Origin of the sequence: Pandoraea oxalativorans (genome assembly GCF_000972785.3) — a bacterium.
GTDB classification, from domain to species: Bacteria; Pseudomonadota; Gammaproteobacteria; order Burkholderiales; family Burkholderiaceae; genus Pandoraea; species Pandoraea oxalativorans.
In genome coordinates this window covers 1825336-1847837 of the sequence record NZ_CP011253.3, presented here as the reverse complement: position 1 = coordinate 1847837, position 22502 = coordinate 1825336, and the positions used below count along the sequence as shown (strand labels likewise).

The 22502-nt window shown below is 61.6% G+C and carries 23 protein-coding genes; 8 read left to right on the top strand and 15 right to left on the bottom strand.

Annotation, left to right across the window (positions count from 1 at the left end; all coding sequences use genetic code 11):
* Positions 1-493: 493 nt before the first annotated feature.
* Complete coding sequence (locus MB84_RS08345) at positions 494-2206, bottom strand: ABC transporter permease (RefSeq protein WP_342672642.1); 1713 nt, start codon at positions 2204-2206, stop codon at positions 494-496.
* A gap of 386 nt (positions 2207-2592) precedes the next feature.
* Here MB84_RS08345 and MB84_RS08340 point away from each other — a divergent pair, with 386 nt between their 5' ends.
* The 3 genes from MB84_RS08340 to MB84_RS08330 are packed head-to-tail and all read left to right on the top strand — an operon-like array spanning position 2593 to position 5029.
* Positions 2593-3690: an ABC transporter ATP-binding protein gene (locus tag MB84_RS08340; RefSeq protein ID WP_052653060.1), complete on the top strand. Its 1098-nt coding sequence runs from the start codon at positions 2593-2595 to the stop codon at positions 3688-3690.
* Positions 3691-3749: 59 nt separating this feature from the next.
* Complete coding sequence (locus tag MB84_RS08335) at positions 3750-4544, top strand: thymidylate synthase (RefSeq protein ID WP_046291445.1); 795 nt, start codon at positions 3750-3752, stop codon at positions 4542-4544.
* Positions 4541-5029 carry a dihydrofolate reductase gene (locus MB84_RS08330; RefSeq protein ID WP_046291444.1) on the top strand — a complete coding sequence of 163 codons (489 nt, stop codon included), beginning with the start codon at positions 4541-4543 and terminating at the stop codon, positions 5027-5029. Before MB84_RS08335 ends, MB84_RS08330 begins: the two co-directional genes overlap by 4 nt.
* Before the next feature lie 56 nt (positions 5030-5085).
* Here MB84_RS08330 and MB84_RS08325 read toward each other — a convergent pair whose 3' ends face one another.
* Positions 5086-6525, bottom strand: coding sequence for a sensor domain-containing diguanylate cyclase (locus MB84_RS08325; protein WP_046291443.1), 1440 nt, complete (start codon positions 6523-6525; stop codon positions 5086-5088).
* 144 nt (positions 6526-6669) lie between these two features.
* Between MB84_RS08325 and MB84_RS08320 the strand changes: the two genes are divergently transcribed.
* Positions 6670-7077: a helix-turn-helix domain-containing protein gene (locus MB84_RS08320; protein ID WP_046291442.1), complete on the top strand. Its 408-nt coding sequence runs from the start codon at positions 6670-6672 to the stop codon at positions 7075-7077.
* Between the two features lie 110 nt (positions 7078-7187).
* Here the strand turns inward: MB84_RS08320 and MB84_RS08315 are convergent, their stop codons facing one another.
* The 6 genes from MB84_RS08315 to pmbA all read right to left on the bottom strand — a co-directional run bounded on the left by MB84_RS08315 (position 7188) and on the right by pmbA (position 13343).
* On the bottom strand, positions 7188-7901 hold the full coding sequence (locus tag MB84_RS08315) for an ABC transporter ATP-binding protein (protein WP_046291441.1): 714 nt from the start codon (positions 7899-7901) through the stop codon (positions 7188-7190).
* The gene (locus MB84_RS08310) at positions 7898-8698 is read right to left on the bottom strand and encodes an ABC transporter ATP-binding protein (RefSeq protein ID WP_046291440.1); all 801 of its coding nucleotides are present in this window, start codon (positions 8696-8698) and stop codon (positions 7898-7900) included. The genes MB84_RS08315 and MB84_RS08310 overlap by 4 nt, the downstream gene beginning before the upstream one ends.
* Before the next feature lie 18 nt (positions 8699-8716).
* Positions 8717-9592 (bottom strand): branched-chain amino acid ABC transporter permease, encoded by an 876-nt coding sequence (locus tag MB84_RS08305; protein WP_046291439.1) that lies wholly within the window; start codon positions 9590-9592, stop codon positions 8717-8719.
* Between the two features lie 13 nt (positions 9593-9605).
* Positions 9606-10487: a branched-chain amino acid ABC transporter permease gene (locus MB84_RS08300; protein ID WP_046291438.1), complete on the bottom strand. Its 882-nt coding sequence runs from the start codon at positions 10485-10487 to the stop codon at positions 9606-9608.
* Between the two features lie 127 nt (positions 10488-10614).
* Positions 10615-11766, bottom strand: coding sequence for an ABC transporter substrate-binding protein (locus tag MB84_RS08295; protein WP_046291437.1), 1152 nt, complete (start codon positions 11764-11766; stop codon positions 10615-10617).
* Positions 11767-11984: 218 nt separating this feature from the next.
* Positions 11985-13343, bottom strand: a complete 1359-nt coding sequence (pmbA, locus tag MB84_RS08290; RefSeq protein ID WP_157122664.1) for a metalloprotease PmbA — start codon at positions 13341-13343, stop codon at positions 11985-11987.
* 115 nt (positions 13344-13458) lie between these two features.
* On the opposite strand from pmbA, the gene yjgA reads away from it, so the two are divergent.
* Positions 13459-14064, top strand: coding sequence for a ribosome biogenesis factor YjgA (yjgA, locus tag MB84_RS08285; protein WP_046291435.1), 606 nt, complete (start codon positions 13459-13461; stop codon positions 14062-14064).
* Positions 14064-14684, top strand: coding sequence for a molybdopterin adenylyltransferase (gene mog, locus MB84_RS08280; protein ID WP_046291434.1), 621 nt, complete (start codon positions 14064-14066; stop codon positions 14682-14684). Before yjgA ends, mog begins: the two co-directional genes overlap by 1 nt.
* Before the next feature lie 97 nt (positions 14685-14781).
* Here mog and orn read toward each other — a convergent pair whose 3' ends face one another.
* A complete protein-coding gene (gene orn, locus MB84_RS08275; RefSeq protein WP_046293565.1) occupies positions 14782-15399 on the bottom strand; it encodes an oligoribonuclease in 618 nt (205 codons plus the stop codon).
* A gap of 102 nt (positions 15400-15501) precedes the next feature.
* On the opposite strand from orn, the gene MB84_RS08270 reads away from it, so the two are divergent.
* Both MB84_RS08270 and rsgA read left to right on the top strand, forming a co-directional pair.
* Entirely contained in the window at positions 15502-16749 is a 1248-nt protein-coding gene (locus MB84_RS08270; protein ID WP_046291433.1) for a M48 family metallopeptidase, read from the top strand.
* A complete protein-coding gene (gene rsgA / locus MB84_RS08265; protein ID WP_046291432.1) occupies positions 16746-17687 on the top strand; it encodes a ribosome small subunit-dependent GTPase A in 942 nt (313 codons plus the stop codon). The genes MB84_RS08270 and rsgA overlap by 4 nt, the downstream gene beginning before the upstream one ends.
* A 110-nt stretch (positions 17688-17797) precedes the next feature.
* On the opposite strand, the gene MB84_RS08260 is transcribed toward rsgA, so the two are convergent.
* The 6 genes from MB84_RS08260 to rpsP form a co-directional block, all read right to left on the bottom strand.
* Positions 17798-18736, bottom strand: coding sequence for a CobD/CbiB family protein (locus tag MB84_RS08260; RefSeq protein WP_046293564.1), 939 nt, complete (start codon positions 18734-18736; stop codon positions 17798-17800).
* Positions 18737-18919: 183 nt separating this feature from the next.
* Positions 18920-19603, bottom strand: coding sequence for a CoA pyrophosphatase (locus MB84_RS08255; RefSeq protein WP_245725516.1), 684 nt, complete (start codon positions 19601-19603; stop codon positions 18920-18922).
* A gap of 231 nt (positions 19604-19834) precedes the next feature.
* Positions 19835-20224: a 50S ribosomal protein L19 gene (gene rplS, locus MB84_RS08250; RefSeq protein WP_039399440.1), complete on the bottom strand. Its 390-nt coding sequence runs from the start codon at positions 20222-20224 to the stop codon at positions 19835-19837.
* Between the two features lie 103 nt (positions 20225-20327).
* On the bottom strand, positions 20328-21098 hold the full coding sequence (gene trmD, locus MB84_RS08245) for a tRNA (guanosine(37)-N1)-methyltransferase TrmD (protein ID WP_046291431.1): 771 nt from the start codon (positions 21096-21098) through the stop codon (positions 20328-20330).
* Between the two features lie 60 nt (positions 21099-21158).
* Entirely contained in the window at positions 21159-21800 is a 642-nt protein-coding gene (gene rimM / locus MB84_RS08240; protein ID WP_046291430.1) for a ribosome maturation factor RimM, read from the bottom strand.
* Between the two features lie 127 nt (positions 21801-21927).
* On the bottom strand, positions 21928-22179 hold the full coding sequence (gene rpsP, locus MB84_RS08235; RefSeq protein ID WP_017234865.1) for a 30S ribosomal protein S16: 252 nt from the start codon (positions 22177-22179) through the stop codon (positions 21928-21930).
* Positions 22180-22502 lie beyond the last annotated feature (323 nt).

The window sequence follows — 22502 nt, the reverse complement described above, 5'->3', positions numbered from 1 at the left end:
AAGGCGAAGTCGAAGCGTCCAATAGAATGCGCAACGTCTCTGGGGGAAGGAGTATCGGGCATGCAAAACGGGCGTGACGTCAATGACACAGAACCCACCGGGGACCAAAAGGTTGCACGCCACCATCGGACGCCTTGCGTCCGGTGAAATGTCCTCGCGTCGGTCCCTCCCAGGACAACCGCCTAGCGCATCGCTCCGGTCAGCAACACGGCACTCCAGCCGCCGTCAGCCGTGTTGAGCGGTGCGGCCGTGGGCGGTGGTGCCAACGCCAAGGCCATGAACAGCCAACATTTGCAAATGACGATCGCAATCATTTTTGTTGACGCTCAATCATCCCGGCTGAGTTGCCGGGATGATTCGACTATAGTGCGGCGCTATCGGGGCGGCAACTGTGAAACGTCTCTAGATTCGATAAAACGCACGGCGGATCATCGTTCTGCCACGGTTGTCGACGCGGCAGTTTGCGTGAAGAAACCAGCGGACCGGTCGCCCCTCAGGCACGCCGGGCAATGGCCCGTGCCAGCACCAACACCGGTAGCAGCCCCACCAGCACCAGGGTCAGCGCCGGGACGGCGGCTTCGGCGAGCCGTTCGTCGGCGGCGAGACGGCTGGTGACCACGGCGAGCGTATCCATGTTGAACGGCCGCAACGCAAGCGTGGCCGGTAGTTCCTTCATGACGTCGACGAACACCAGCAGGGCTGCCGTCAGTACGCTGCCTCGCAACAGCGGCAAATGCACGCGACGCAGCATCGCCCATCCGCCCACCCCGAGACTGCGCGCACTGGCGTCGAGATTGGGTGCGATACGGGCGAATCCCGCATCGACGCTTTGCAGCGCCGCAGGCAGGAAGCGTACAAGGTAAGCGTAGATCAAGACGCCGCCCGTGCCGGCCAATACCAGCCCGTTTGCCCCGAGCGCGTTCCCCATCCATGTGTCGAGATGCAGCACAGGAGTGAGAATACCCAGCGCAATAACCGCCCCGGGGATCGCGTAGCCTACCCCTACGAGGCGTACGGCAATACGTGTGATACGTCCGGGCGCAAGTCGCTGGGCGTAGCCAAGCACGATGGCGAACGCGCACGCGACCACCGCCGCCACCGCCGCCAACCGCACGGTGTTGTAGACCCACTCACCATAGCGCGGCCAAGGCACCTGATCCAATTCCGAGACAGCCAGGCGCAGCATGATGATCGCCGGCAGTGCAAAGCCCACGATCAACGGCAGGGCGCAACCAGCGGCAACCAGAGCGCCACGCCATCCGCGCAGCGCCGTTCGGCGTGACGTCGTCGGCGCACGCCCCGGTGCCCCGTAATACCGCAGTCGCGTTCGGCTACGCGCTTCTGCCGTCAGCAAGAGCAAAACGGCGAATAGCAGGCATGCCGACAGTTGAGCCGCCGCGACGCGGTCGCCCATCGACAGCCACGCGCGGTAGATGCCCGTCGTGAACGTCGGCACCCCGAAGTAAGCCACAGCGCCGTAGTCGGCGAGCGTCTCCATGAGCACGAGTGCGACGCCCGCCACCAGCGCCGGACGCGCTAGCGGCAACGCCACGCGAAAGAACGCTTGCAACGGTGTGCACCCCAGCGTACGTGCCGCCTCAAAGAAGCGCTGGCTGTGTTCCGCAAACGCCGTACGCGCCAACAGATAGACGTACGGATAGAACGCTCCCGCGAAGACCCATGCCGCGCCGTACCACGAGCGAATCTCGGGAAACCACGTCACGCGATCGACGGCCAGCGCTCGACGAAGCGCGCTTTGCACCGGCCCGGCGAATTGAAGGAAATCGGTATATGCGTAGGCGGTGACATAGGCGGGCATGGCCAGCGGCAGAATCAGCGCCCACTCAAGCACCCGACGGCCGGGAAATGCATAGTGAACCACAAGCCACGCCGTACCGACGCCCATCAGTAACACCCCACCGCTCACGGCCAGCGAGATGCGTAGTGAGTTGAGCGCGTATTCAGGCAACACCGTGTCGAGCATATGGGCAAGCACGGCGCGCGTGTCGGCATCGCCCGCCCCCAGCGCCGCCACGATGCCGAACATTGGCACAAGCACGATCAGCGCGGGAATCCAAGCCACGAGCCGCCAGCCGAAGACACTCGCAGAGCGCCAGCCTCGTCTAGCCCCCCCGAGGTGCGACGATCCGCCGGACGACGCCGTCTGTGCTTGCACCACAGCGGCGCTGGCGACCGGAGTGGCCAATGCAGGCGAATCTCCGGACAACCGGCCAGAAGACAAGTCGGGAGGAACAGAATCGGTGGCGGCGCGTGACTGGGGCGTCGATGACATGGAAAAGGTCGGGATCAGGATCTGGAAAAGCGGTGAATGTGTGGAAAATGGAAAACGAATCTGCGTCGTCGGCCGTCGTCCTCAAGCCCCAGATTACTCAAAGTACGTATTGCCTGAGGGAACCGCGAGTTATTCTCCGGTCTAAAGCGTTGTAATTTCGTTGTAAATTATACGCATTCGCAACTGCGACTCTGACGCGGCCACTCGCGGAAAGTGCCCGCACTTTGCGTAAAGCCGCCGTTCGCGCACCTGATTTCCTCCGCGACCCAATCCCCCGACCTACGTTCGTTCCGACACCAATGCCACTGCCTTATCTGCTGCTCGACCACATCTCGGTTAGTTACGACACCACAGGCCAGACGCATATTGCGGTCCGCGATCTGTCGCTGTCCTTGGCCCGCGGTGAGATCGGCTGCCTGCTGGGGCCATCGGGATGCGGGAAGACGACCGTGCTTCGTGCGGTGTGCGGTTTCGAGCCGCTGGCAGGCGGGCGGATCGTGCTTGACGGTCACGAAGTCGCCAACGCACAGTTGTGCGAGCCGCCTGAGCGGCGTCATGTCGGCGTGGTGTTCCAGGACTACGCGTTGTTTCCGCACCTGAACGTCGCGCAAAACATCGGCTTTGGCATTAGCCGCATGGCGCGGGGGGAGCGCCAGGCTCGCGTCGAGATGCTGGCCGAGCGGGTCGGTCTGGCGGGCACGCTAAAGAAGTACCCGCATGAACTGTCCGGGGGGCAACAACAACGCGTCGCGCTTGCCCGTGCGCTGGCGCCCGCGCCTGCGTTGCTCCTCCTCGACGAGCCTTTCTCAAACCTCGATCTCGACCTGCGCGAGCGTCTGGCGGTGGAGGTTCGGGAGATCATTCGTGCCAGCGGCGCGACGGCGATTCTCGTCACGCACGATCAGCACGAAGCCTTCGCGATGGCCGACCGCATCGGCGTCATGCACGCGGGTGCCATCGCGCAGTGGTCTGCGGCACGTGAGCTCTGGCGGTCCCCGGCCAATCGCGTCGTCGCAGACTTTATCGGGCGTGGCGCGCTCATTCCCGGCACCTTCCGCGGCAACGCCGATGGCGGGGGCATCTCGCTTGAAATCGGGGAAATCCCCGTCTCGCCCACGCTTGCCGACAAGCTGATCCGAAGCGCCGCCCGCGATACCTATCCCGTGAGTGTCGATGTACTGCTTCGCGCAGACGACATTGCCCACGACCCTGCCAGTCCATTCGAAGCCATACTTGTGCGTCGTGCATTTCGCGGGGCCGATCAGTTGTACACGCTGCGTCTCGCGTCCGGCATCGAAGTGGTCGCGCGCGTCGACGGCGAACTGGCGCACGAGACCGGCGAGCGTGTCGGACTGCGCCTGACGGTGCAGCATCCGGTCGCATTCGCCACCGCCTGAGGGCAGGCAAGCACATCGTCACTCGGAGGCTGGTAAAATCCCGCAAAACGGATGGGCCTATGAAACAGTACCTAGACTTCATGCGCCATGTACTCGAACATGGCACAGACAAGACCGACCGCACGGGCACGGGCACGCGCTCGGTGTTCGGCTATCAGATGCGCTTCGACCTGCAGGAAGGGTTCCCGCTCGTCACCACGAAAAAAGTGCACATCAAATCGATCGTGCACGAACTGTTGTGGTTCCTGCAAGGCAGCACCAACGTGCGCTATTTGCAGGAAAACGGTGTCTCCATCTGGAACGAATGGGCGGATGCCGAGGGTGAACTCGGCCCCGTCTACGGCGCGCAATGGCGCTCGTGGCCGACACCCGATGGCGGTCACATCGACCAGATTACGCAGATCGTGGACCAGATCCGCTCGACACCGGATTCGCGCCGCCTGATCGTGTCCGCATGGAACGTCGGCGAGATTCCACGTATGGCGCTGCCCCCGTGCCATGCGTTCTTCCAGTTCTACGTTGCCGACGGCAAGTTGTCCTGCCAGCTCTATCAGCGTAGTGCGGACATCTTCCTCGGCGTGCCTTTCAACATCGCCAGCTACGCATTGTTGACGCACATGGTGGCGCAGCAAACGGGCCTGGATGTGGGCGACTTCGTCTGGACCGGTGGCGACTGCCATCTGTATAACAATCACCTCGAACAAGTGCGGACGCAGCTCGCGCGCACGCCGTTCCCGCTACCGAAACTGGAGATCGCGCGCAAGCCCGATTCGATCTTCGATTACAAGTTCGAGGACTTCCATATCGCGGGATACGAAGCGCATCCGCACATCAAGGCGCCGGTGGCCGTATGACGATTCTGACGCTTGTGGTCGCCCGCGCCGAGAATGGCGTGATCGGGCGTGACAATCAGTTGCCGTGGCGTCTGCCTGAGGACCTTGCGCACTTCAAGCGCACCACGCTGGGCAAGCCCATCGTCATGGGACGCAAGACGTTCGACTCGATCGGCCGTCCGCTGCCCGGACGTCGCAACATTGTGGTTTCTCGCAATCCCGACCTGAAAATCGACGGCTGCGAAGTCGCTGGCTCGCTGGTGGACGCCATGCGGCTGTGCGTCGGTGCGGAGGAAATTTGTCTGATCGGCGGTGCGCAGCTTTATGCCGAATCGCTTGCCAGTGCCGACAAGGTCGTCGTGACGGAGATCGCCAAAGCGTTCGAGGGCGATGCGCATTTCCCCGACCTCCCGGCCGCCCAATGGCGTGAGACGGCACGCGAAACGCACCATTCCCCTGCCCCGAACGATTTCGACTATTCGATCGTGACCTACGAGCGCGTCTGACGCAGCTCGCTCCGGTGTCTGTGCCGATCGGCTCAGACACCTGCCCACGCACTAGTTCACGCACTCAGGTTGGCATGCGACGCATCGGCGGCGGCGCCGCCAACGTCTTCACTATCAGCCGGCACTCCCTGTGCCACCTCAACACGGTCGCGACCAAGGCGCTTGGCTGCGTAGAGTGCATCGTCCGCTAGCGCAATCAACCGGTCGGGCGTGTCTTCGGCGTTCCCTTGCTGCGGTACGTGGGTTGCGCATCCGACGCTGACGGTGACATAGCCTTGCGGCCCCGGGCCGGGCTTCGCCAACGCTCGTACGCTCTGCGTGACCCGTGTCGCCACGAACAGCGCGCCACGCTCGTCCGTATCGGGCAGCACGATAACGAACTCCTCGCCGCCGTAGCGGGCGACGAGATCGGCGGGCCGATGCGTCGCCCGCATCAGCGCAAGCGCGACGTGCTCAAGACACTCGTCGCCCACCGGGTGACCGTAGGCGTCGTTGTAGCGCTTGAAATGGTCGACGTCGATCATCAGCAGCGATAGCGGTCGGCCCGCGCGGCGCGCCTGCTCGTAATCGCTGGGAAACCGGTCGTTGAAATACCGGCGATTGTAGATGCCGGTCAGCGCGTCACGATTGCTGTATTCGATGAGGCGCAGGTGGGCCCGGGTAAGTTCGCGATACAGCCGCGTCACTTCCCACACGAGCACGCAGACCAGCAGGCCCGGCGCCGACATGCTGAAAAAGCGCGCGAGATACCAACCTAGTGAGAAGCGAACCGTACTCATCAGGCTAAGTACCGTATCCGTCACACAGGCGAGCACAGCAAGCGCCACCCAGAGGTCGAGCACCGTGCGCAACCTTCCGATGCCCAGCACGGCCCCGAGCGCAACGAGGTTCAGCACCAGCAGCACGATACCAACGACACCGCTGGAGAAATCGCCGGGGGACGTGGCAGGCGAGAGCGCGGGCGGGAGCGGGACGGTCAATGCCACCAGACAAAGCAGGACGCCCACAGCAAGCGGCATGCCGACGTAGATGCCGATGCCCTTACCCGGTGAGGGCAATTGCGTGATGGATTGGGGCGCGAACAGCCGTCGCGAGATCATGGCGATCAGGACCAGCGTAGGAAAACCAGCGTGCCAGAAGACCCAGATCCACCCGGAGGTCGTTGGCCTTGCGCCCAATAGCCCGCTCGGCGCGAAGAGGCCTGGAAAAGTAAGCAACTGCATGGCGACGGTGAGCGCCGTGAAGGCGTAAGCGCCTGCGAGCAAGCCGAAGACGGGCAGACGCGTCACGTGGAACTGTCCGCAGAGCAAGTACGCCACAATCGTGGCCGTCGTGAACACCGTTAGCCCGCACATCGGCAGGAACGGCGCGACGGCGGGTAGCACAGCCGTGGCTTGCGGTGCCGCGAGTATCAAGGCGGCGAGGATGGCGATCGCCAGACAGCCAGCAAACGCCCGTTGCCCTCGCGATGCACGCTCCATCAGAAAGCCGTCCATGAAGGCCCCTTGCTCCCTCGCGGGTCGTTGTCGTGGTGTGATATTCGAAAGGCGCACTCCGGTCCGGTGCATCCGTCGAGAGATCAGGACTGGAGATTCGGGAAGCATGCACCAAATTCCGCCCCATGCCAACGGCTGAGAATCATGGACATATTCATCGGCGCGGCCCGCCGGGCGACCTGTTCTTCTCGAGGCAAGCGCCTCAATTTACGCTCCACGGCCCCAATATTTCTGCGGTTCCCCACGTACGACGGACATCGTACGCAAGGCACAGTATGGAAACACCTCGCAAAACGTGCGCAGTATTTCATCGGGCACACAGGTGTCACCGCAGGTGAACGCGTCGAAGAATGCCTTACCTTCGATGGGGATAGGTATGTAACCCTCTCTCCGAGAACCGTCGAGTCACACATCGACGCCCTGCGCAGAGCATTCCAGGTGACCAACCGCACACAGCTCATTGAGGCCGCGATGGCCGCCGGGTACTTCACGAGCATTCCGGAATCGCTGTTCAATCGGCAGTTGTCCCTCATGCTGAGTCAAAGCGGGTGACGGCACAAAAAAACGCCGATGAATCGTTAAAGATCCATCGGCGCCTTTTGCTTCTTCGTGACGAACTCGTTAAACATGACGAGATTCTTCAGACTTGCCTTATGCGGTCGTCAGCCGCCCAGATACGCCTCCAGCACCCGCGGATTGCCCAGCAGATTCCGGCCGGTGTCGTCGAGCACAACTTTGCCCGTCTCCAGCACATAGCCGTGCTGCGCAATCTTCAGCGCCTGACGCACGTTCTGCTCGACCAGGAAGATGGTCAGGCCGTCAGCGTTGATCTCTTTGAGCGTAGCGAAAATCCCCTGGACGATGATCGGCGCGAGGCCCATGGACGGTTCATCGAGCAGCAATAGCTTCGGGCGCGCCATCAACGCACGACCGATCGCCAGCATCTGCTGCTCGCCGCCCGACAGGTTCCCGGCCATCTGATCGATGCGCTCGGCGAGTCGCGGAAAACGCTCCAGCACCTTATCCAGATCGGGCTTCACGTTTTGTTTGTCGCGCCGCGTATAGGCTCCAAGTTCGAGGTTCTCGCGAACGGACATCGTCGTGAGCGTGGCACGCCCCTCGGCCACCTGCACCAGCCCGCGTTGCACGATCTTGTTGGGTGCCAGCCCGCCAATGTCCTCACCTTCGAAGAGAATCGTGCCGCCCTGCTTCTTGATGAGGCCGGATAGCGCCAGCAGCGTGGTGGACTTACCCGCACCGTTCGCCCCAACAAGCGAGGTGATTTCATGCTCGCGCAACGCAAAATCGACGCCCTTCACAGCCTCGATATGCCCATAGGCCACTTTCAGACCCTTCACTTCGAGCAGCGCGCTCATGCCTTGTCCTCCGCGCCAGCCGCCAACGCAGCCGCATCGTCGTCGTCATCGCGGCCCAGATAGGCTTCGATAACCTGCGGGTTGTTCTTGATCTCGTCCGGCTTGCCTTCGGCGATGATGCGTCCGAAGTTCAGCACCGCGATACGCTCGCACAAGCCCATCACGAAACGCATGTCGTGCTCGATCATGAAGATCGTGTAACCGCGTGCCTTGATGTTCTCGATCTCGCTCATGAGATCGACTTTCTCGCCGGTGTTCATGCCCGCAACCGGTTCGTCGAGCAGCAGCAGCTTGGGCTCGGTCGCCAGCGCTCGCGCCAGTTCGAGCTTGCGCTGATCGCCGTACGAAAGATTGTCGGCAATGTCGTACGCCTTGTGGTCGAGCTTGACCCACGACAGCAGTTCATGGGCACGCTCGCGAGAGCGCTTCTCCATGTCGCGGAAGCCCGGCAACGAGAGCAGCAAGCCCGCCGGACCATACGAGAGGTGACGGTGCATGCCGACCACCACGTTCTCGATCAGCGTCATCTCTTTGAAGATGCGGATGTTCTGGAACGTGCGGGCAATACCACGCTGCGTGATCCGGTGCGGCTTTTCGCCGACCAGACTCTCACCGTTGAACGTGATGCTGCCGCCGGTAGGCTGCAACAAGCCCGTGATCAGGTTGAAGACAGTCGTCTTGCCCGCACCGTTCGGGCCGATCAGGCCGAAGATGGTGCCCTGCGGCACCTCGATATTGACGTCCTGCAGCACGTGCAGACCGCCGAATCGCTTGGAAATATTGGAAAGCTTAAGCATGTCGTGTTCCCCGTCCGCTTACGTGGAAGACGCCGAACGCGTCTTGCCGGCACGGAACCAACGGCGAAAACGCACCGGATCCCAGATGCCCTTGGGCAGGAACAACACGATCAGCACCAGAATCAGGCCGTTGACCACCAGACGGAAGTCGTTGAATGCGCGCAGCAGTTCGGGCAGAAGCGTCAGAATCGTGCTGCCGAGCACCGGCCCCACAAGGCCATTGATGCCGCCGAGGATCGCCATCGTCAGAATCTCGACGCCGCGATCGAACCCGAATTCGTTCGGTCCGATGAAGAACGTCAGATGCGCATTGAGGGCACCGGCAAGACCGGCCAGCACCGCGCCGAGCACGAACGCCAGCATCTTGTAACCCGTCACGTTGATGCCCATCAGCCCTGCGGCCGTCTCGTCTTCCTTGATTGCCTCGAACGCACGGCCAACCTTGGAGCGACGCAGACGCCACAGCACGGCAAGCGCGATCACCACCGCGCCGGCCACATGCCACCACTGCGTGAGTTGCGGAATGCCGTTCAGACCGAGCGCACCGCCCGTCAGATCTTCCGTGTTGAGGATGAGCACACGCACGACTTCGCCGAAACCGAGCGTCGCCATCGCCAGATACACACCCGACAGACGCAGCGTCGGCTTGCCGATGATGAATGCAACCAGCGCAGGTGCGGCCATGCCGCCCGCCAACGACACCGCAAACGGCGTCTCGTAGTTCATCGTCAGCAAGGCTGCGGTGTACGCTCCGATTCCCATGAACGCGGCGTTGGCCATCGCCAGCATGCCGCACGACAGCGTGAGATAAATCGACAGGGCCAGCAGCGCATTGGTGCCGAGAGTCAGCACCAGATTGCTATATACCGCCCAGAAATTATTGAACCAGTCCATTGCGCCCCCGTGATTACGCTTTGCGTTCGAGCACTTTGCCGAACAACCCCTGCGGACGCACCAGCAGGATCAGGAACAAGAGGCCGAACGCCACGGCGTCGCGCATGTTCGAGCCGATGTAAGCCACCGACAACACTTCGGCAAAACCGAGGAACAAGCCGCCAATCATCGCGCCGCGAATATCGCCCATGCCGCCAAGAATGATCACCGCAATGCCCTTGTGCAGCATGGGTTGCCCCATGAGCGGGAACACAGCGTTGGAGTACAGGCCGATCAGCACACCGGCCATACCGCCCAGCCCCGCTGCGGCGAACGACGTGGCGAGGAACAGCCCTTCGACGTTGATGCCGAGCAGGTACGCCGCCTTGGGCGACTCGGCGATCGCGCGTAGCGCACGTCCGAGCTGCGTCTTCTTGATCGTGGTGATGAGCACGGCCATCAGCGCGAACGAGATGAAGATGATCGCAAGTTCGAGCACCGTCATGTGGACGCCCGCCACGGTCAGGGTGTCCTGCGAGACGACGTCGTACGGGAAGCGCAGGTTCTCTGCGCCGAAGATGCCCTGCACTCCGTTGTTGAGCAAAATGCCCACGCCAATGGTGGCAATCATCGGAATCAGGTGAGGCGCACCGCGCTTGCGCAGCGGTTTGAGCACGAGCACGTCGATGACCAGGCCGAGCAGGCCCGACACGATCACGGCCGTCACAATGGCCGCCCACAGCGGCAGATGCAGATGCACGACGGCTTGCAGCGCCGCGTAGGCGCCGACCATGAAGACCGCGCCGTGCGAGAGATTGATAACGCCGAGGATGCCGAACACGAGGGTGAACCCGAGCGCGAACAAGGCGTACACGCACCCGAGGGAGAGCGCGTTGACGAGTTGCTGTTCCAGCATGGTGTGTATTCCAGCCTGAGGGACGGAGGCACGCGTCGCGAGGGGGGGCGACGTGTACCAGAAACGCCGATGGGCGTAGCGCCTTTCGGCCCTACGCCCATGCGGACTTCTTCAAGTACTGCCGGGCTTACTTCTCGATGACGTACTTGCCGCCCTTCGTCACGCTGACGATCGGCGCTTGTTGTGCATCGTAGCCAGCCGGCTTGCCGCCCTTGCCCGTTGCCTGACGGAACGCGAACTTGCCGGTTGCGCCATCATGCGTGACCTTCGGCAGCGCATCGCGCAGTGCCTTACGGTCTGCGTCGAGGTTGCCGGAGATCTTCACGTTCTTGATCGCGCCGGCAGCGATGTACATCGCGTCGTACGACTGTGCGGCGAACTGATCCGGTGCCACGTTGTACTTCGCCTTGTAGGCAGCGATGAACTTCGTGTTGGCCGGCGTGTTGTTCTCGATCGACCACGGGCTACCCACCCACAGGCCATCCGAGCTGCCCTTGGCCAGATCGAAGATCTTGACCGAGTTCATGCCGTTGCCGCCGATGAACGGTACATTGATACCCAATTGACGGGCTTGCACCATGATCGGCGCGCCTTCGGCGATCAGCGCCGACAGCACGATGGCGTCCGGGTTCGAGGCCTTGATCTTCGTGAGCTGAGCCTTGAAGTCCACGTCGCCCTTGGCGAACGTTTCGGTCGTCGTGACCGGGATCTTCAGGTCTTCGAGCGCCTTCTTGAAGTTGTCGTAACCGCTCTTGGTAAAGACATCGTCGTTACCGTACAGCACGGCAACCTTCTTGATGCCCGTGTGCTTGGCCGCGACCTTGATGGTCTCCGGCAGCACGTCGGCTTCGGTCACCGAATTGCGGAAGATGAAATCGCCGATGGAGGTAATGCCGTCAGCCGTGTTGGAGGTACCGAACGCAACCGTCTTGCCGGCTTGCGCGATCGGATCGGCTGCCTGCGCCGAGTTCGACAGCGTCGGGCCGAAGACCATGAGCACCTTGTCCTGGAAGATCAGCTTCTTGAAGACGTTGATCGCCTCTTCCTTTTTGCCCTGCTCGTCTTCGATCTGAAGCACGAGCTTGTTGCCGTTGATGCCACCTGCGGCATTGATTTCGTCAGCGGCAAGCTGGAAACCGTTCTTGATGGCCGCGCCGTATTGCGCAGCGCCACCCGACAGTGCTTCGGCCACACCGATCTTCAGATCGGCTGCGTGGGCCGCAGCCACCATCCCCGTCGCGACAAGTGCGCTCAGCAACTTGGTCATGGTGCTTTTCATGAGTCCTCTTCCTCCAATACCTAGTCTCTAGTTATGAGAAGGCGCGCCTTATGAGCGCGCCCATTACCCTAACTACCGTGTCCGTTCTTAAGCCACGGCTTAAGAAAACCCCTAAGGATATCGCAAACGGCTTGCGACGGACACGATAATTGAGCATTTACCCCGCAATGGCGCACAAATGCAACGCGTTTGTGGCGCCATAACGGATTTTGGCAGCATCAATGACCGGCGATGGTCATTTGTTCAATCAGGATTGACCCGACCTCCTTCGTGCCGCGCACCAGCGTGTCCGCGCCGATGGCTACGATCTGTCGGAACATGTCGTTCAGGTTGCCTGCGAGCGTAATTTCCTCGACCGGGTACTGAATCTCCCCGTTCTCGACCCAGAAACCGGAGGCGCCGCGCGAATAGTCGCCCGTCACGTAGTTCACGCCCTGCCCCATCAGTTCGGTCACCAGCAGGCCGGTGCCGAGCTTGCGCAGCATGGCGCGGAAGTCGTCCGTCGGCGCCGTGAGCTTGCTGTACATGCGCAGGTTATGCGACCCGCCTGCGTTACCCGTCGTCTGCATGCCGAGCTTTCGGGCCGAATAGGTCGACAGAAAGTAGCCTTGCACCACGCCGTCGCTGACTACGTCGCGAGCACGCGTTTTGACGCCCTCTTCGTCGTACGGCGCGCTGCCCATGGCGCGCGGGACGTGCGGGTCTTCATGGATACCGACGTGATCGGCAAACACCGGCTTACCCAACGTGTCGACGAGGAACGTCGCCTTGCGATACAGCGCACCGCCACTGACGCCTTGCACGAATGCGCCGAGCAGCCCGGCCGCCAGCGGCGCTTCGAACAGCACCGCGCACTTGCGCGTCGACAGCTTGCGAGCGTGCAGGCGCGCCAGTGCGCGCTCAGCCGCGTATTGGCCGACGGCCTCGGGCGACGCCAGGTCGCCGGCCGCGCGCTTCGACGAATACCAGTCGTCGCGCTGCATATGGCTGCCCGAACCCGCGATAGGCGAAACGGACAGGTAATGGCGCGAATACGGGTAGCCGGCGAGGAAACCGCGGGTCGTACCGAGCAGGAATTGGGAATGCTGGGCGGAAACACCCGCGCCCTCGGAATTCTTGATCAACGGGCTGACGTCGAGCGCCGCTTTCTCGGCGCGCCGGGCCAGCTCGACCGCTTCGTCGGCGGTGATATCCCACGGATGGAAGAGCGACAGTTCCTGCGGATGCATTTCAAGCAGTTCGGACTCCGCAAGCCCCGCGCAGTCGTCTTCCGCCGTGAAACGGGCGATGTTGTAGGCCGCATCGACCGTGTCGTGCAGCGCCTTGCGGGAGAAATCGGACGTGCTCGCGTTACCACGGCGCTGGCCGATGAAAACCGTCACGCCGACCAGCTTGTCGCGATTGCGTTCGATGGTTTCGACCTTGCCGCGCCGCACCGAGACCGACAGACCGTCGCCCTCGGAGATCTCCGCCGCAGCGTCCGTTGCGCCGAGCGAACGGGCGTACTGCAACACGTCGCTGACGATTTCCTTGAGTTGATCCTGGGTATGCGTGAAGTGCTGGGTCGCTTGGGACATCGGCGCGATTGGGTCAGTGGCTAAATAGGAATCGCCATCTTAGCGCGAGTTGCACGCCGTCGTGCAGAGGTCCGGCAACTATTTGGACGCCGCGCGTCGCGTTACAATAGCGCCTATGACGCACATTCATCGCTTTAACCGTATCGCCCACAGCGAGCTTTCCGACGAAGGCCCGAGCAAATCCCAGCGCAAGCGCGAGTCGCATGCCCTGCAGGATCTGGGTGAAGAACTGGTCAACCTGGCCAAGGACGCGCTCGCGCGCGTGCCGATGCCCGAAAACCTCGGACGCGCCGTCCGGGACTGCCGCACGATCACCGCCCACGAAGGCCGACGCCGTCAAATGCAGTACGTGGGCAAGCAAATGCGCACGCTCGATGAGCAGGAAATCGAGGCCATTCAACGCGCGCTCGACGTGATCAAGGGCGTCTCGAAGGCGGAAACGGCCAAACTGCACGCCCTGGAACGCTGGCGCGAACGCTTGCTGGCCAAGGACGAGGCACTGACCGAGCTGCTTACCCAGCACCCGGATGCCGATGGCCAGCAGCTTCGCACGCTCATTCGCAATGCGCGCCGTGAACAGGCAGCGCAAAAACCGCCTAAGGCCTTCCGCGAACTGTTCCAGGTCCTCAAGGATCTGCTCGGCACGGGATCGACTGCGGCCGAAACTTCGGACGATGCCGAAAACGATCTGCCGGAATTCCCAACCCGTGAGGATTATTGATGGTCGCCCGCTCACATCCGGACGAACTTCGCGTAGGTCTCGTCTCGATTAGCGATCGGGCGAGCCAGGGCACGTATGAGGATCAGGGCATTCCGGCCCTTCAGGCTTGGCTGGGCAGCGCGCTCACCTCGCCCTGGGTGACCGAGACACGCCTGATCCCCGACGATGCCGAGGGCATCACCGCCACGTTGATCGAGCTCGTCGACACGATGCAGTGCGATCTGGTGCTCACCACCGGAGGGACGGGTCCGGCGCGACGCGACGTCACGCCGGAAGCGACGTTGCGCGCGGGCACCAAAGAAATGCCGGGATTCGGCGAACAGATGCGTCAGATCAGCCTGCGCTTTGTGCCGACGGCGATTCTGTCCCGTCAGGTGGCCGTGATTCGTGAGACGGCGGATCGTGCCGCGCTCATCGTCAATCTCCCTGGTCAGCCGAAGTCGATCAAGGAAACGCTCGAAGGTCTGCGCGACGCCGATGGCAAGTCGATCGTCCCCGGCATCTTTGCAGCCGTGCCCTACTGCATCGATCTGATCGGCGGTCCGTACATCGAGACGAACGAATCCGTCTGCAAGGCTTTCCGCCCCAAGAACGCGATTCGAGCGCCGAAATCCGCTTGATCGGCGGAATCTGCCAGAGCGACCTCCCCCTTCTTTCTGCGAGTCAAAACAAAACGCCAGCGAATTCGCTGGCGTTTGTGTCTGGATACTGCACCAATCAGGCCGAAGCGCCGGGCACCGACGTCTTCAGGAAGTGCTCGCGGTAGTACACGAGTTCGTCGATCGACTCGTGAATGTCCGCCAGCGCCGTATGCGCGGCACGCTTGGTGAAGCCCTTGTACACCGAGGGCTCCCAGCGGCGGCACAGTTCCTTGAGCGTGCTGACGTCCAGATTCCGGTAGTGGAAAAACGCTTCGAGCTTGGGCATGTAGCGCGCCATGAAACGACGATCCTGGCAAATCGAATTGCCGCACATCGGCGACTTGTTCGGCGGCACATACTGATTCAGAAACTCGATCAGTTGCGTCTCGGCGGACGCCTCGTCCACAGGTGATGCCTTCACACGATCGATCAGTCCCGAGCGGCCATGGGTCGACTTGTTCCAGTCGTCCATGCCGTCGAGCACGGCGTCCGATTGGTGGATGGCGAAGACCGGGCCCTCGATACGACGCGTCAGCGCCGAGTCGGTGACAACGACCGCCACTTCGATAATGCGGTCGCTATCAGGCTGCAAACCGGTCATTTCCATGTCGAGCCAGACCAAATTGAATTCGGCGCGCGCGAGCGTCTTCTCCGCGTCGGCAGGCGTGGGATTTTGGGATGGAATGGAGGACATGATCGGAAGACTCTGGAAATCGCATCGGATGGCGACCGGCACGGCGCCCCGCCGGTCGAAAGAACTTATAATTCTCGCATACTTCAGATTCTTCTTAAGCGCATGTTCACTTATCTCTTCGTGATCTTCCTGCTGGCGATGGTCATGACCAAGCTCTGGCTGGCGGCCCGGCAAGTCCGCTACGTGGTCGCGCATCGGGCCGCCGTCCCCGAGCGCTTCGCCGATACGATCACGCTGACCGATCATCAGCGTGCGGCCGATTACACCGTCGCCCGCACGCGCCTCGGCATGGCGGAGATCTTCGCGCAGGCGGTGCTGCTGGTCGCCTTTACATTGCTCGGCGGACTGAATCTGCTGCACATCGGCATCTCCGAATGGCTTGGCGAAGGCTACGTCGGTCAAATCGCCCTGATCGCGGCCGTGCTGCTCATCTCGGGCATCGTCGACCTGCCCTTCACCTACATTCGTCAATTCGTCATCGAGCAACGTTTCGGCTTCAACCGTATGTCGCTCGGGCTGTTCATTGCGGATATGGTCAAGGGCACCGCTGTGGGTGTGGCGCTGGGATTGCCGCTACTGTTCGTGGTGCTGTGGCTGATGGACCGCGCCGGCCCCTTGTGGTGGCTGTACACGTGGGTTGTCTGGGTTGCGTTCAATTTGTTCGTCCAGTTCATCTTCCCTCACGTGATCGCGCCGATATTCAATAAATTCGAACCGCTGTCCGATGCCTCACTGGCTCAACGTATCGAAGGGCTGATGCAGCGCTGCGGTTTTGCTGCACGCGGTCTTTTTGTGATGGACGGCTCGAAGCGTTCCGCGCACGGCAACGCCTATTTCAGCGGCTTTGGCCGCGCCAAGCGCATCGTTTTCTTCGACACGCTGATCGAGCGTCTCTCGCCCGCCGAAATCGAAGCCGTCCTCGCGCACGAACTGGGGCACTTCAAGCGTCGTCACATCACCAAGCGCCTGGTCGTCGCTTTCGCGTTGTCGCTTGCCTTCCTGGCGCTACTCGGCTGGCTGATCGGACGCACATGGTTCTACACCGAACTGGGCGTCATGCCGTCGATGACCGGCAGCAACAATGCGCTCGCGCTTGTGCTGTTTTTCCTTGTGTTGCCTGTATTCGGATTCTTTGCCAGTCCGCTGAACAGCCTGACGTCGCGCAAGCATGAGTTCGAGGCGGACGCCTTCGCCGCGAGCCAAACGCAAGCAGGCGATCTGGTCAATGCCCTCGTGAAGCTGTATCAGGACAACGCATCGACGCTCACGCCAGACCCCGTCTACACAGCGTTTTACTACTCGCATCCTCCGGCGTCGCAACGCATCGACCGTTTGCTGGGGCATGCATGAAGCGCGGCGTGAAAGGTAAGGCTGCGCCCATCGAGACGACGACGCAGGAACGACGCCACGGCCGTGTTGCCGCAGCGCACGGCCGCCACTACGTTGTCGAAGCCGACGATGGGGAAACGGTGCTGTGTTTCCCGCGCGGCAAGAAGAGCGAGATCGCCGTCGGTGATGAGGTGGCGTGGGCGCGCACGGGCGATCAAGGTGTCATCGAGGAGATTCTGCCGCGTCGCAATCTGCTCTACCGCTCGGACCAGTTCAAAAGCAAGTTGTTTGCGGCCAACATCGACCAGTTGGTGATCATGCTGGCGACGGAGCCCTATTTCAGCGAAGACCTGCTCGGGCGCGCGCTCGTGGCGGCCGAGGCGAACGAATTGCGTCCGCTTATCGTGCTGAACAAGACCGACGTCACGGCGGCACTGCCCGCCGCGCGGGAACGTCTTGCGCCGTATCGCGCGCTTGGCTACGAAGTGCTCGAACTCTCCGTTCGCGCTGCCCCCGACGCCGCTACCGCGCTACTCTTGCCACGGCTGGCCCATCAGTCGTCGTTGCTGCTCGGCCAGTCCGGCATGGGGAAGTCGAGTCTGGTGAACCTCGTCGTCCCCAATGCAGACGCTGCGACGCGCGAAATCTCCACGGTGTTGAACTCGGGTAAGCACACGACGACGTTCACGCGGATCTTCCATCTACCCGAAGGCGGATTACTGATCGACTCGCCGGGGTTTCAGGAGTTTGGGTTGCATCACCTGAAGGAAGGGGCGCTTGAACGTGCATTTCCCGAGTTTCGTCCGCTGCTCACCGGGTGCCGGTTCTACAACTGCCATCACTTGAAAGAACCGGGCTGTGCGATTCTCGAAGCCGTGGAGCACGGGCGCATTTCTCGTCAGCGTCACGCGCTCTATGCGCAACTCGTTCACGAGTCGGAGCAGCAGATCCCCTATTAGGACGGCGTGCCGACGCACGTCGTCCTCGCAGCAACAAAAAACCCCGTCTTTGCGGGGTTTTCTTTTGCGCTATCGCGATTCGCGCCCAACCGTCAGCGCAATCGCCGCAATCAGCCCAGCCATACTGCGAGCGTCAGCAGAAGCAACAACAGCATCCACAGCAACACGGCTCGCCAGACCAGTCCAACGGCCGCCTGCAAGGTCCGCGGCGTGCATTCGCCGCCGACCGGCAGAACGGCGTCATCCCCCTGGTTGAGTGCATCGACACTGGAGACCTCCGCGAGCGGGCCAGTCAATCGTGCGCCGAGCGCACCGCTACCTGCCGCCAGCAAAATGCCTTCGTTCTCGTTCGGCCACTGCTTGGCATAGTGACGCCACGCGTAGATGGCATCCTCGAAGTTACCGACAATCGCGAAGCCGATGGCCGTCAGACGCGCCGGCACCCAGTCGATCACATAGAACGCCTTGCGCGCAAACGCACCGAAGGCCGGGCTACGGTCGGGTGCCGCTTCCGTCCAGCGGCGCGAGAGATATTCGGCGAGACGATACAGCACCGCTCCGGCCGGGCCCACAGGCATCAGGAACCAGAAAAACACACCGAACACGTGACGATGCGAGGCAATCACAGCATGCAGCAGCGTGTGACGCACAATCTCGTCCACCGGCATATCGACGGTGTCGATGCCAATCCATTGACGCAAAATTTCGCGCGCTTCGTTGACGTTGTCGTTATTCAACGCGACATGGATATCGGTGAAATAGTGGCTGAACTGCCGAAACCCCATCGTCAGGTAGACGATGAGCACGTTCCAGGCGAAGCCAAGGAAAATATTGACCCGCATGAGCAGGTAATAGACGACGCCGACAACCAGGACGAATGGCACTACGACGACCAGCCACGCGAGGACACCATGGCGTGGCTGCCCAGCGTCGAACGACTGCGAGGTATGGGTCGCATGAGAGCGGATCAGGTTGTAGATCGGGTTTTGCGTGGAGAGGGCACGCACCTGCTCAAAGATCAGCGCGAGGAGTACCGAGAAGAATGTCATGCGTGCGATCAGATCACCGGACGGAATGGTGTAACGATAGCACAGCTTCTCGCAAATGCCCGCCCCGCGTGCCTTCGCGACGCACTTGCCTGTCAATTCAAGCAGGCAATCTGCAGAATCGAATCGACTTTCGCACGACGCCCGCAGTCAGGTCCGCAGGTGGGTCCGCGGGTGGGTCCGTAGTTAGGCCCGCAGAAGTCGATAGAAATTTCTGAGCATACCCGCCGTCGCGCCCCAGATGAAATACTCGCCGCCTGCTGCCTTCGGATAGGGCATCGCATAAAAACGACGCTCGCCGACCTGGTAGTTGAAGACGCGAATCTGATGGTGGGCAGGATTCATCAGGAAATCGAGCGGCACTTCGAAGATTTCGTCCACCTCGCCCGTATCTGCGACCAGATCGAATGGCGGCTTGACCAGGCCGACGACCGGCGCGACGCGAAATCCCGTACCCGTCACATAATCCGGCAAGCTGCCGATGACCTCGACGGCACCGGCGTCCAGCCCGATTTCCTCGCGCGATTCGCGCAACGCGGTCGCAATCGGCGTCGGATCGTCCGGTTCGCGGCTCCCGCCCGGAAAACTGACTTGGCCGGCGTGCGTACTCAAATGCTGCGTGCGCTTCGTGAGCAACACGGTGGTGCCGTGCGGGTGCATTACCAATGGCACCAGCACTGCCGCGGCTCTTGGCGTGAACATCGTGGGGGGCACCAGATCGCCGACACCCGACTCGGGCGTCCAGATTGGCGGTCGGGCAAGACGGTCGCGTAACGCCGAGGGGGTCAACCGCTCTGCCGGCACCGGCTCCCCTTCCCCCGTCGAGACGATGGGTAAGGCTTCAGGATGCAGGATGAGAGGTGGCGCCACGTAGACCTTTGGAGATGAAGAATTTCGCTATTTTAGCGAGGATGCGCAAAATGCGTGCGCACGAAGAAAATGCCATTCCCCCGGCAATTCGCGGCATACCGGCGTTATGACGCAGCGCCGCATTTGAATCGACGCGCCGCGCTGAAACGAAAAAAGCACCCCGAGGGGTGCTTTTTCCATGCGGCTTTGCTGCGCCCGGCCACGAGGTCGCCAGGCGAAGCGGCGTCCGACTTACTCGGCAGCAGCGACGGTCTTGCTCTTGAACGTGAGCTTTTCCTTGATACGTGCCGACTTACCCGAACGCTCACGCAGGTAGTACAGCTTAGCGCGACGAACGTCACCACGACGCTTGACTTCGATGCTGGCGATCAGCGGCGAGTACGTCTGGAACGTACGCTCAACGCCTTCACCCGACGAAATCTTACGAACGATGAAGCCCGAGTTCAGACCACGGTTACGCTTGGCGATCACAACGCCTTCGTAAGCCTGAACACGCTTGCGGGTACCTTCAACCACGTTCACGTTAACGATCACGGTGTCGCCCGGGGCGAATTCGGGGATCGTTTTGTTCGCGGTCAAACGCGCGATTTCTTCCTGCTCGATCTTAGCGATCAGATTCATTTACCACTCCTTGTGCCATCGTGTCGGCGTTATATACCGGCGAGCCGGCCCCGACAGAGGATGGGTTCAAACCGAATGCCGTCCCCATGACGACATCCGCTGCCTACTTGGCCGACGTATCGGCCCGCAGGCTTGTCAGCCACGCCTCGTCGGCACGGCTGAGCAATCCGTTGGCACGCGCACTCTCGATCAGATCGGGACGCTTGTGCCATGTATTGGCCAACGCCTCACGGCGTCGCCACTTTTCAATCTCTGCGTGATGCCCGCCCAACAGCACATCGGGCACGCGCACGCCCTCGTATTCTTCAGGCCGCGTGTAGTGCGGGCAATCCAGCAAGCCATTCACAAAGCTGTCTTGCTCTGCCGACTGGTCGTCGTTCAGCGCACCCGGCAGCAACCGGATCAGCGAATCCATCAGTGCCATGGCAGGCAACTCCCCACCCGACAGCACAAAATCGCCGACGCTGACTTCCTCGTCGACAACGCGATCGATCAAGCGCTGATCGATCGCCTCATAACGGCCGCAGAGCAGAATCAAGCCTTGTTCCTGCTCACGCAACTCGACCACTCGACGATGCGTCAACGGCTTACCTTGCGGCGACATCAGCAATACGCGACCGCGCGGCACGCCAGCCTGCGCCTGAGCGGCCTTTGCGGCGGCAATCGCATCATCCAGCGGCTTGGCCAGCATCACCATGCCCGGACCACCGCCGTAAGGGCGATCGTCGATCGTGCGGTAATTGTTATGCGTGAAGTCACGCGGATTCCAAAACCGCAGACCGTAGCGCGACTGCTTCAGCGCCCGGCTGGTGACGCCCCAGTCGGTCAGTGCCCGAAACATCTCGGGAAAGAGCGTGACGACGTCAAACTGCATCAGACCGGTTCCGTCCAGAGGTGCCCGGACGCAATAACGACCAGGCGGTCAATCGGTATCTCAATAATCGAGACCCCAGTCAGCCACAATGCGTCCCGCCTCGGTGTCGACGGTCTGTACGTACTGGCCAACAAACGGGATCAACCGCTCAGCGGTCTTCGCCGGATTGCCATCGGTAGCGGGCACGTCGTACATCACGCGCAAAACGGTGTGTACGCCGTTGTCCAGCAAACCGACAACCTTGCCGAGCGACTCATCCTGCAAATTCGTCACCTGGGCGCCGATCAAGTCGACCCAGTAAAACTCGTCTTCGCCGGCCGATGGGAATGCACTGCGCGGTACCCAGACCTGAAGGCCTTTGAGCGCCTCAGCGGATGTCCGGCTCTCGCTGCCGCACAATTGCGCGACAACCGTTCCCGAATGCCCCCGGCTGTGCAGCACGCTGGCCTTGGTGTAGGCCGACTCGCCGGGACGACGGAAATACCAGCAATCTGCGGATAACAGACCTTCGCCGTCACCCGTGTGCGGCTGCACCTTGATCCAGCCGCGAATCCCGTAGGCATCGCCGATATAACCCAGCTCGACGAGATCGTCGGGCACCTCGGTTACCGGGGCGAGCACCTGCTCGGCGCGCATACCGGAGGCGCGACGCGCTTCTGCACCGATTTTCAGCGGTACACGCTCACGTGCGGAACGAACCATGCAATCCAACCTTGTGACGAACACACGGCGATGCGTGCCCCAGATTGCTCTAGAGCATGCACCGCCGTTCAATTCTCATGCCATCGGCAAACTGACAGCAATGCGTACCACTCGACTATCTGAAAGCTTAGGCAGCAGCCTTGGCGCCTTGCTTGATCAGACGAGCCACGGTCGGCGACAGTTGTGCGCCAACGCCTTGCCAGTACGTCAGACGGTCTTGAGCGATGCGCAGACCTTCCGTGCCTTCGGCAGCGACCGGGTTGTAGAAGCCAATACGCTCGATGAAGCGGCCATCGCGACGGTTACGCGAGTCGGTTGCAACGATGTTGTAGAACGGGCGCTTCTTCGCGCCGCCGCGAGCCAGGCGGATAACGACCATATTAAATCCTTGTGAATCCAGAAGTGTTCGGACAGAAAACGCGTGATTATAGCGCAAAACCCTCGTCAAAACAAACACTTCGCCAAAGGGAAAGTACACCCCATATAGGCACGCCTATATTAGGGGGCTTGTGCGCCGGCGCCAGCGCCCGATAACCGCTGGTCTACAATGCACGCATCCTTGGTGTGAAGCGAGCCCTGCATGCGACGATTTCCCGATGGATACTCATTCCCATTCCGCCTGCCACGGCACGCGCAGATTGCCGCGCGGGAGGTTCGCCGGGTTGTTCGCCTGATCGGTCCAACCCCTCAAACCCATGAAAC

Excerpts from the sequence above, each read along its gene's own strand:
- MB84_RS08340 (WP_052653060.1), top strand. The coding sequence starts at position 2,593 with ATGCCACTGCCTTATCTGCTGCTCGACCACATCTCGGTTAGTTACGAC.
- MB84_RS08335 (WP_046291445.1), top strand. The coding sequence starts at position 3,750 with ATGAAACAGTACCTAGACTTCATGCGCCATGTACTCGAACATGGCACA.
- MB84_RS08330 (WP_046291444.1), top strand. The coding sequence starts at position 4,541 with ATGACGATTCTGACGCTTGTGGTCGCCCGCGCCGAGAATGGCGTGATC.
- MB84_RS08325 (WP_046291443.1), bottom strand. The coding sequence starts at position 6,525 with ATGGACGGCTTTCTGATGGAGCGTGCATCGCGAGGGCAACGGGCGTTT.
- MB84_RS08320 (WP_046291442.1), top strand. The coding sequence starts at position 6,670 with ATGGACATATTCATCGGCGCGGCCCGCCGGGCGACCTGTTCTTCTCGA.
- MB84_RS08315 (WP_046291441.1), bottom strand. The coding sequence starts at position 7,901 with ATGAGCGCGCTGCTCGAAGTGAAGGGTCTGAAAGTGGCCTATGGGCAT.
- MB84_RS08310 (WP_046291440.1), bottom strand. The coding sequence starts at position 8,698 with ATGCTTAAGCTTTCCAATATTTCCAAGCGATTCGGCGGTCTGCACGTG.
- MB84_RS08305 (WP_046291439.1), bottom strand. The coding sequence starts at position 9,592 with ATGGACTGGTTCAATAATTTCTGGGCGGTATATAGCAATCTGGTGCTG.
- MB84_RS08300 (WP_046291438.1), bottom strand. The coding sequence starts at position 10,487 with ATGCTGGAACAGCAACTCGTCAACGCGCTCTCCCTCGGGTGCGTGTAC.
- MB84_RS08295 (WP_046291437.1), bottom strand. The coding sequence starts at position 11,766 with ATGAAAAGCACCATGACCAAGTTGCTGAGCGCACTTGTCGCGACGGGG.
- pmbA (WP_157122664.1), bottom strand. The coding sequence starts at position 13,343 with ATGTCCCAAGCGACCCAGCACTTCACGCATACCCAGGATCAACTCAAG.
- yjgA (WP_046291435.1), top strand. The coding sequence starts at position 13,459 with ATGACGCACATTCATCGCTTTAACCGTATCGCCCACAGCGAGCTTTCC.
- mog (WP_046291434.1), top strand. The coding sequence starts at position 14,064 with ATGGTCGCCCGCTCACATCCGGACGAACTTCGCGTAGGTCTCGTCTCG.
- orn (WP_046293565.1), bottom strand. The coding sequence starts at position 15,399 with ATGTCCTCCATTCCATCCCAAAATCCCACGCCTGCCGACGCGGAGAAG.
- MB84_RS08270 (WP_046291433.1), top strand. The coding sequence starts at position 15,502 with ATGTTCACTTATCTCTTCGTGATCTTCCTGCTGGCGATGGTCATGACC.
- rsgA (WP_046291432.1), top strand. The coding sequence starts at position 16,746 with ATGAAGCGCGGCGTGAAAGGTAAGGCTGCGCCCATCGAGACGACGACG.
- MB84_RS08260 (WP_046293564.1), bottom strand. The coding sequence starts at position 18,736 with ATGACATTCTTCTCGGTACTCCTCGCGCTGATCTTTGAGCAGGTGCGT.
- rplS (WP_039399440.1), bottom strand. The coding sequence starts at position 20,224 with ATGAATCTGATCGCTAAGATCGAGCAGGAAGAAATCGCGCGTTTGACC.
- trmD (WP_046291431.1), bottom strand. The coding sequence starts at position 21,098 with ATGCAGTTTGACGTCGTCACGCTCTTTCCCGAGATGTTTCGGGCACTG.
- rimM (WP_046291430.1), bottom strand. The coding sequence starts at position 21,800 with ATGGTTCGTTCCGCACGTGAGCGTGTACCGCTGAAAATCGGTGCAGAA.
- rpsP (WP_017234865.1), bottom strand. The coding sequence starts at position 22,179 with ATGGTCGTTATCCGCCTGGCTCGCGGCGGCGCGAAGAAGCGCCCGTTC.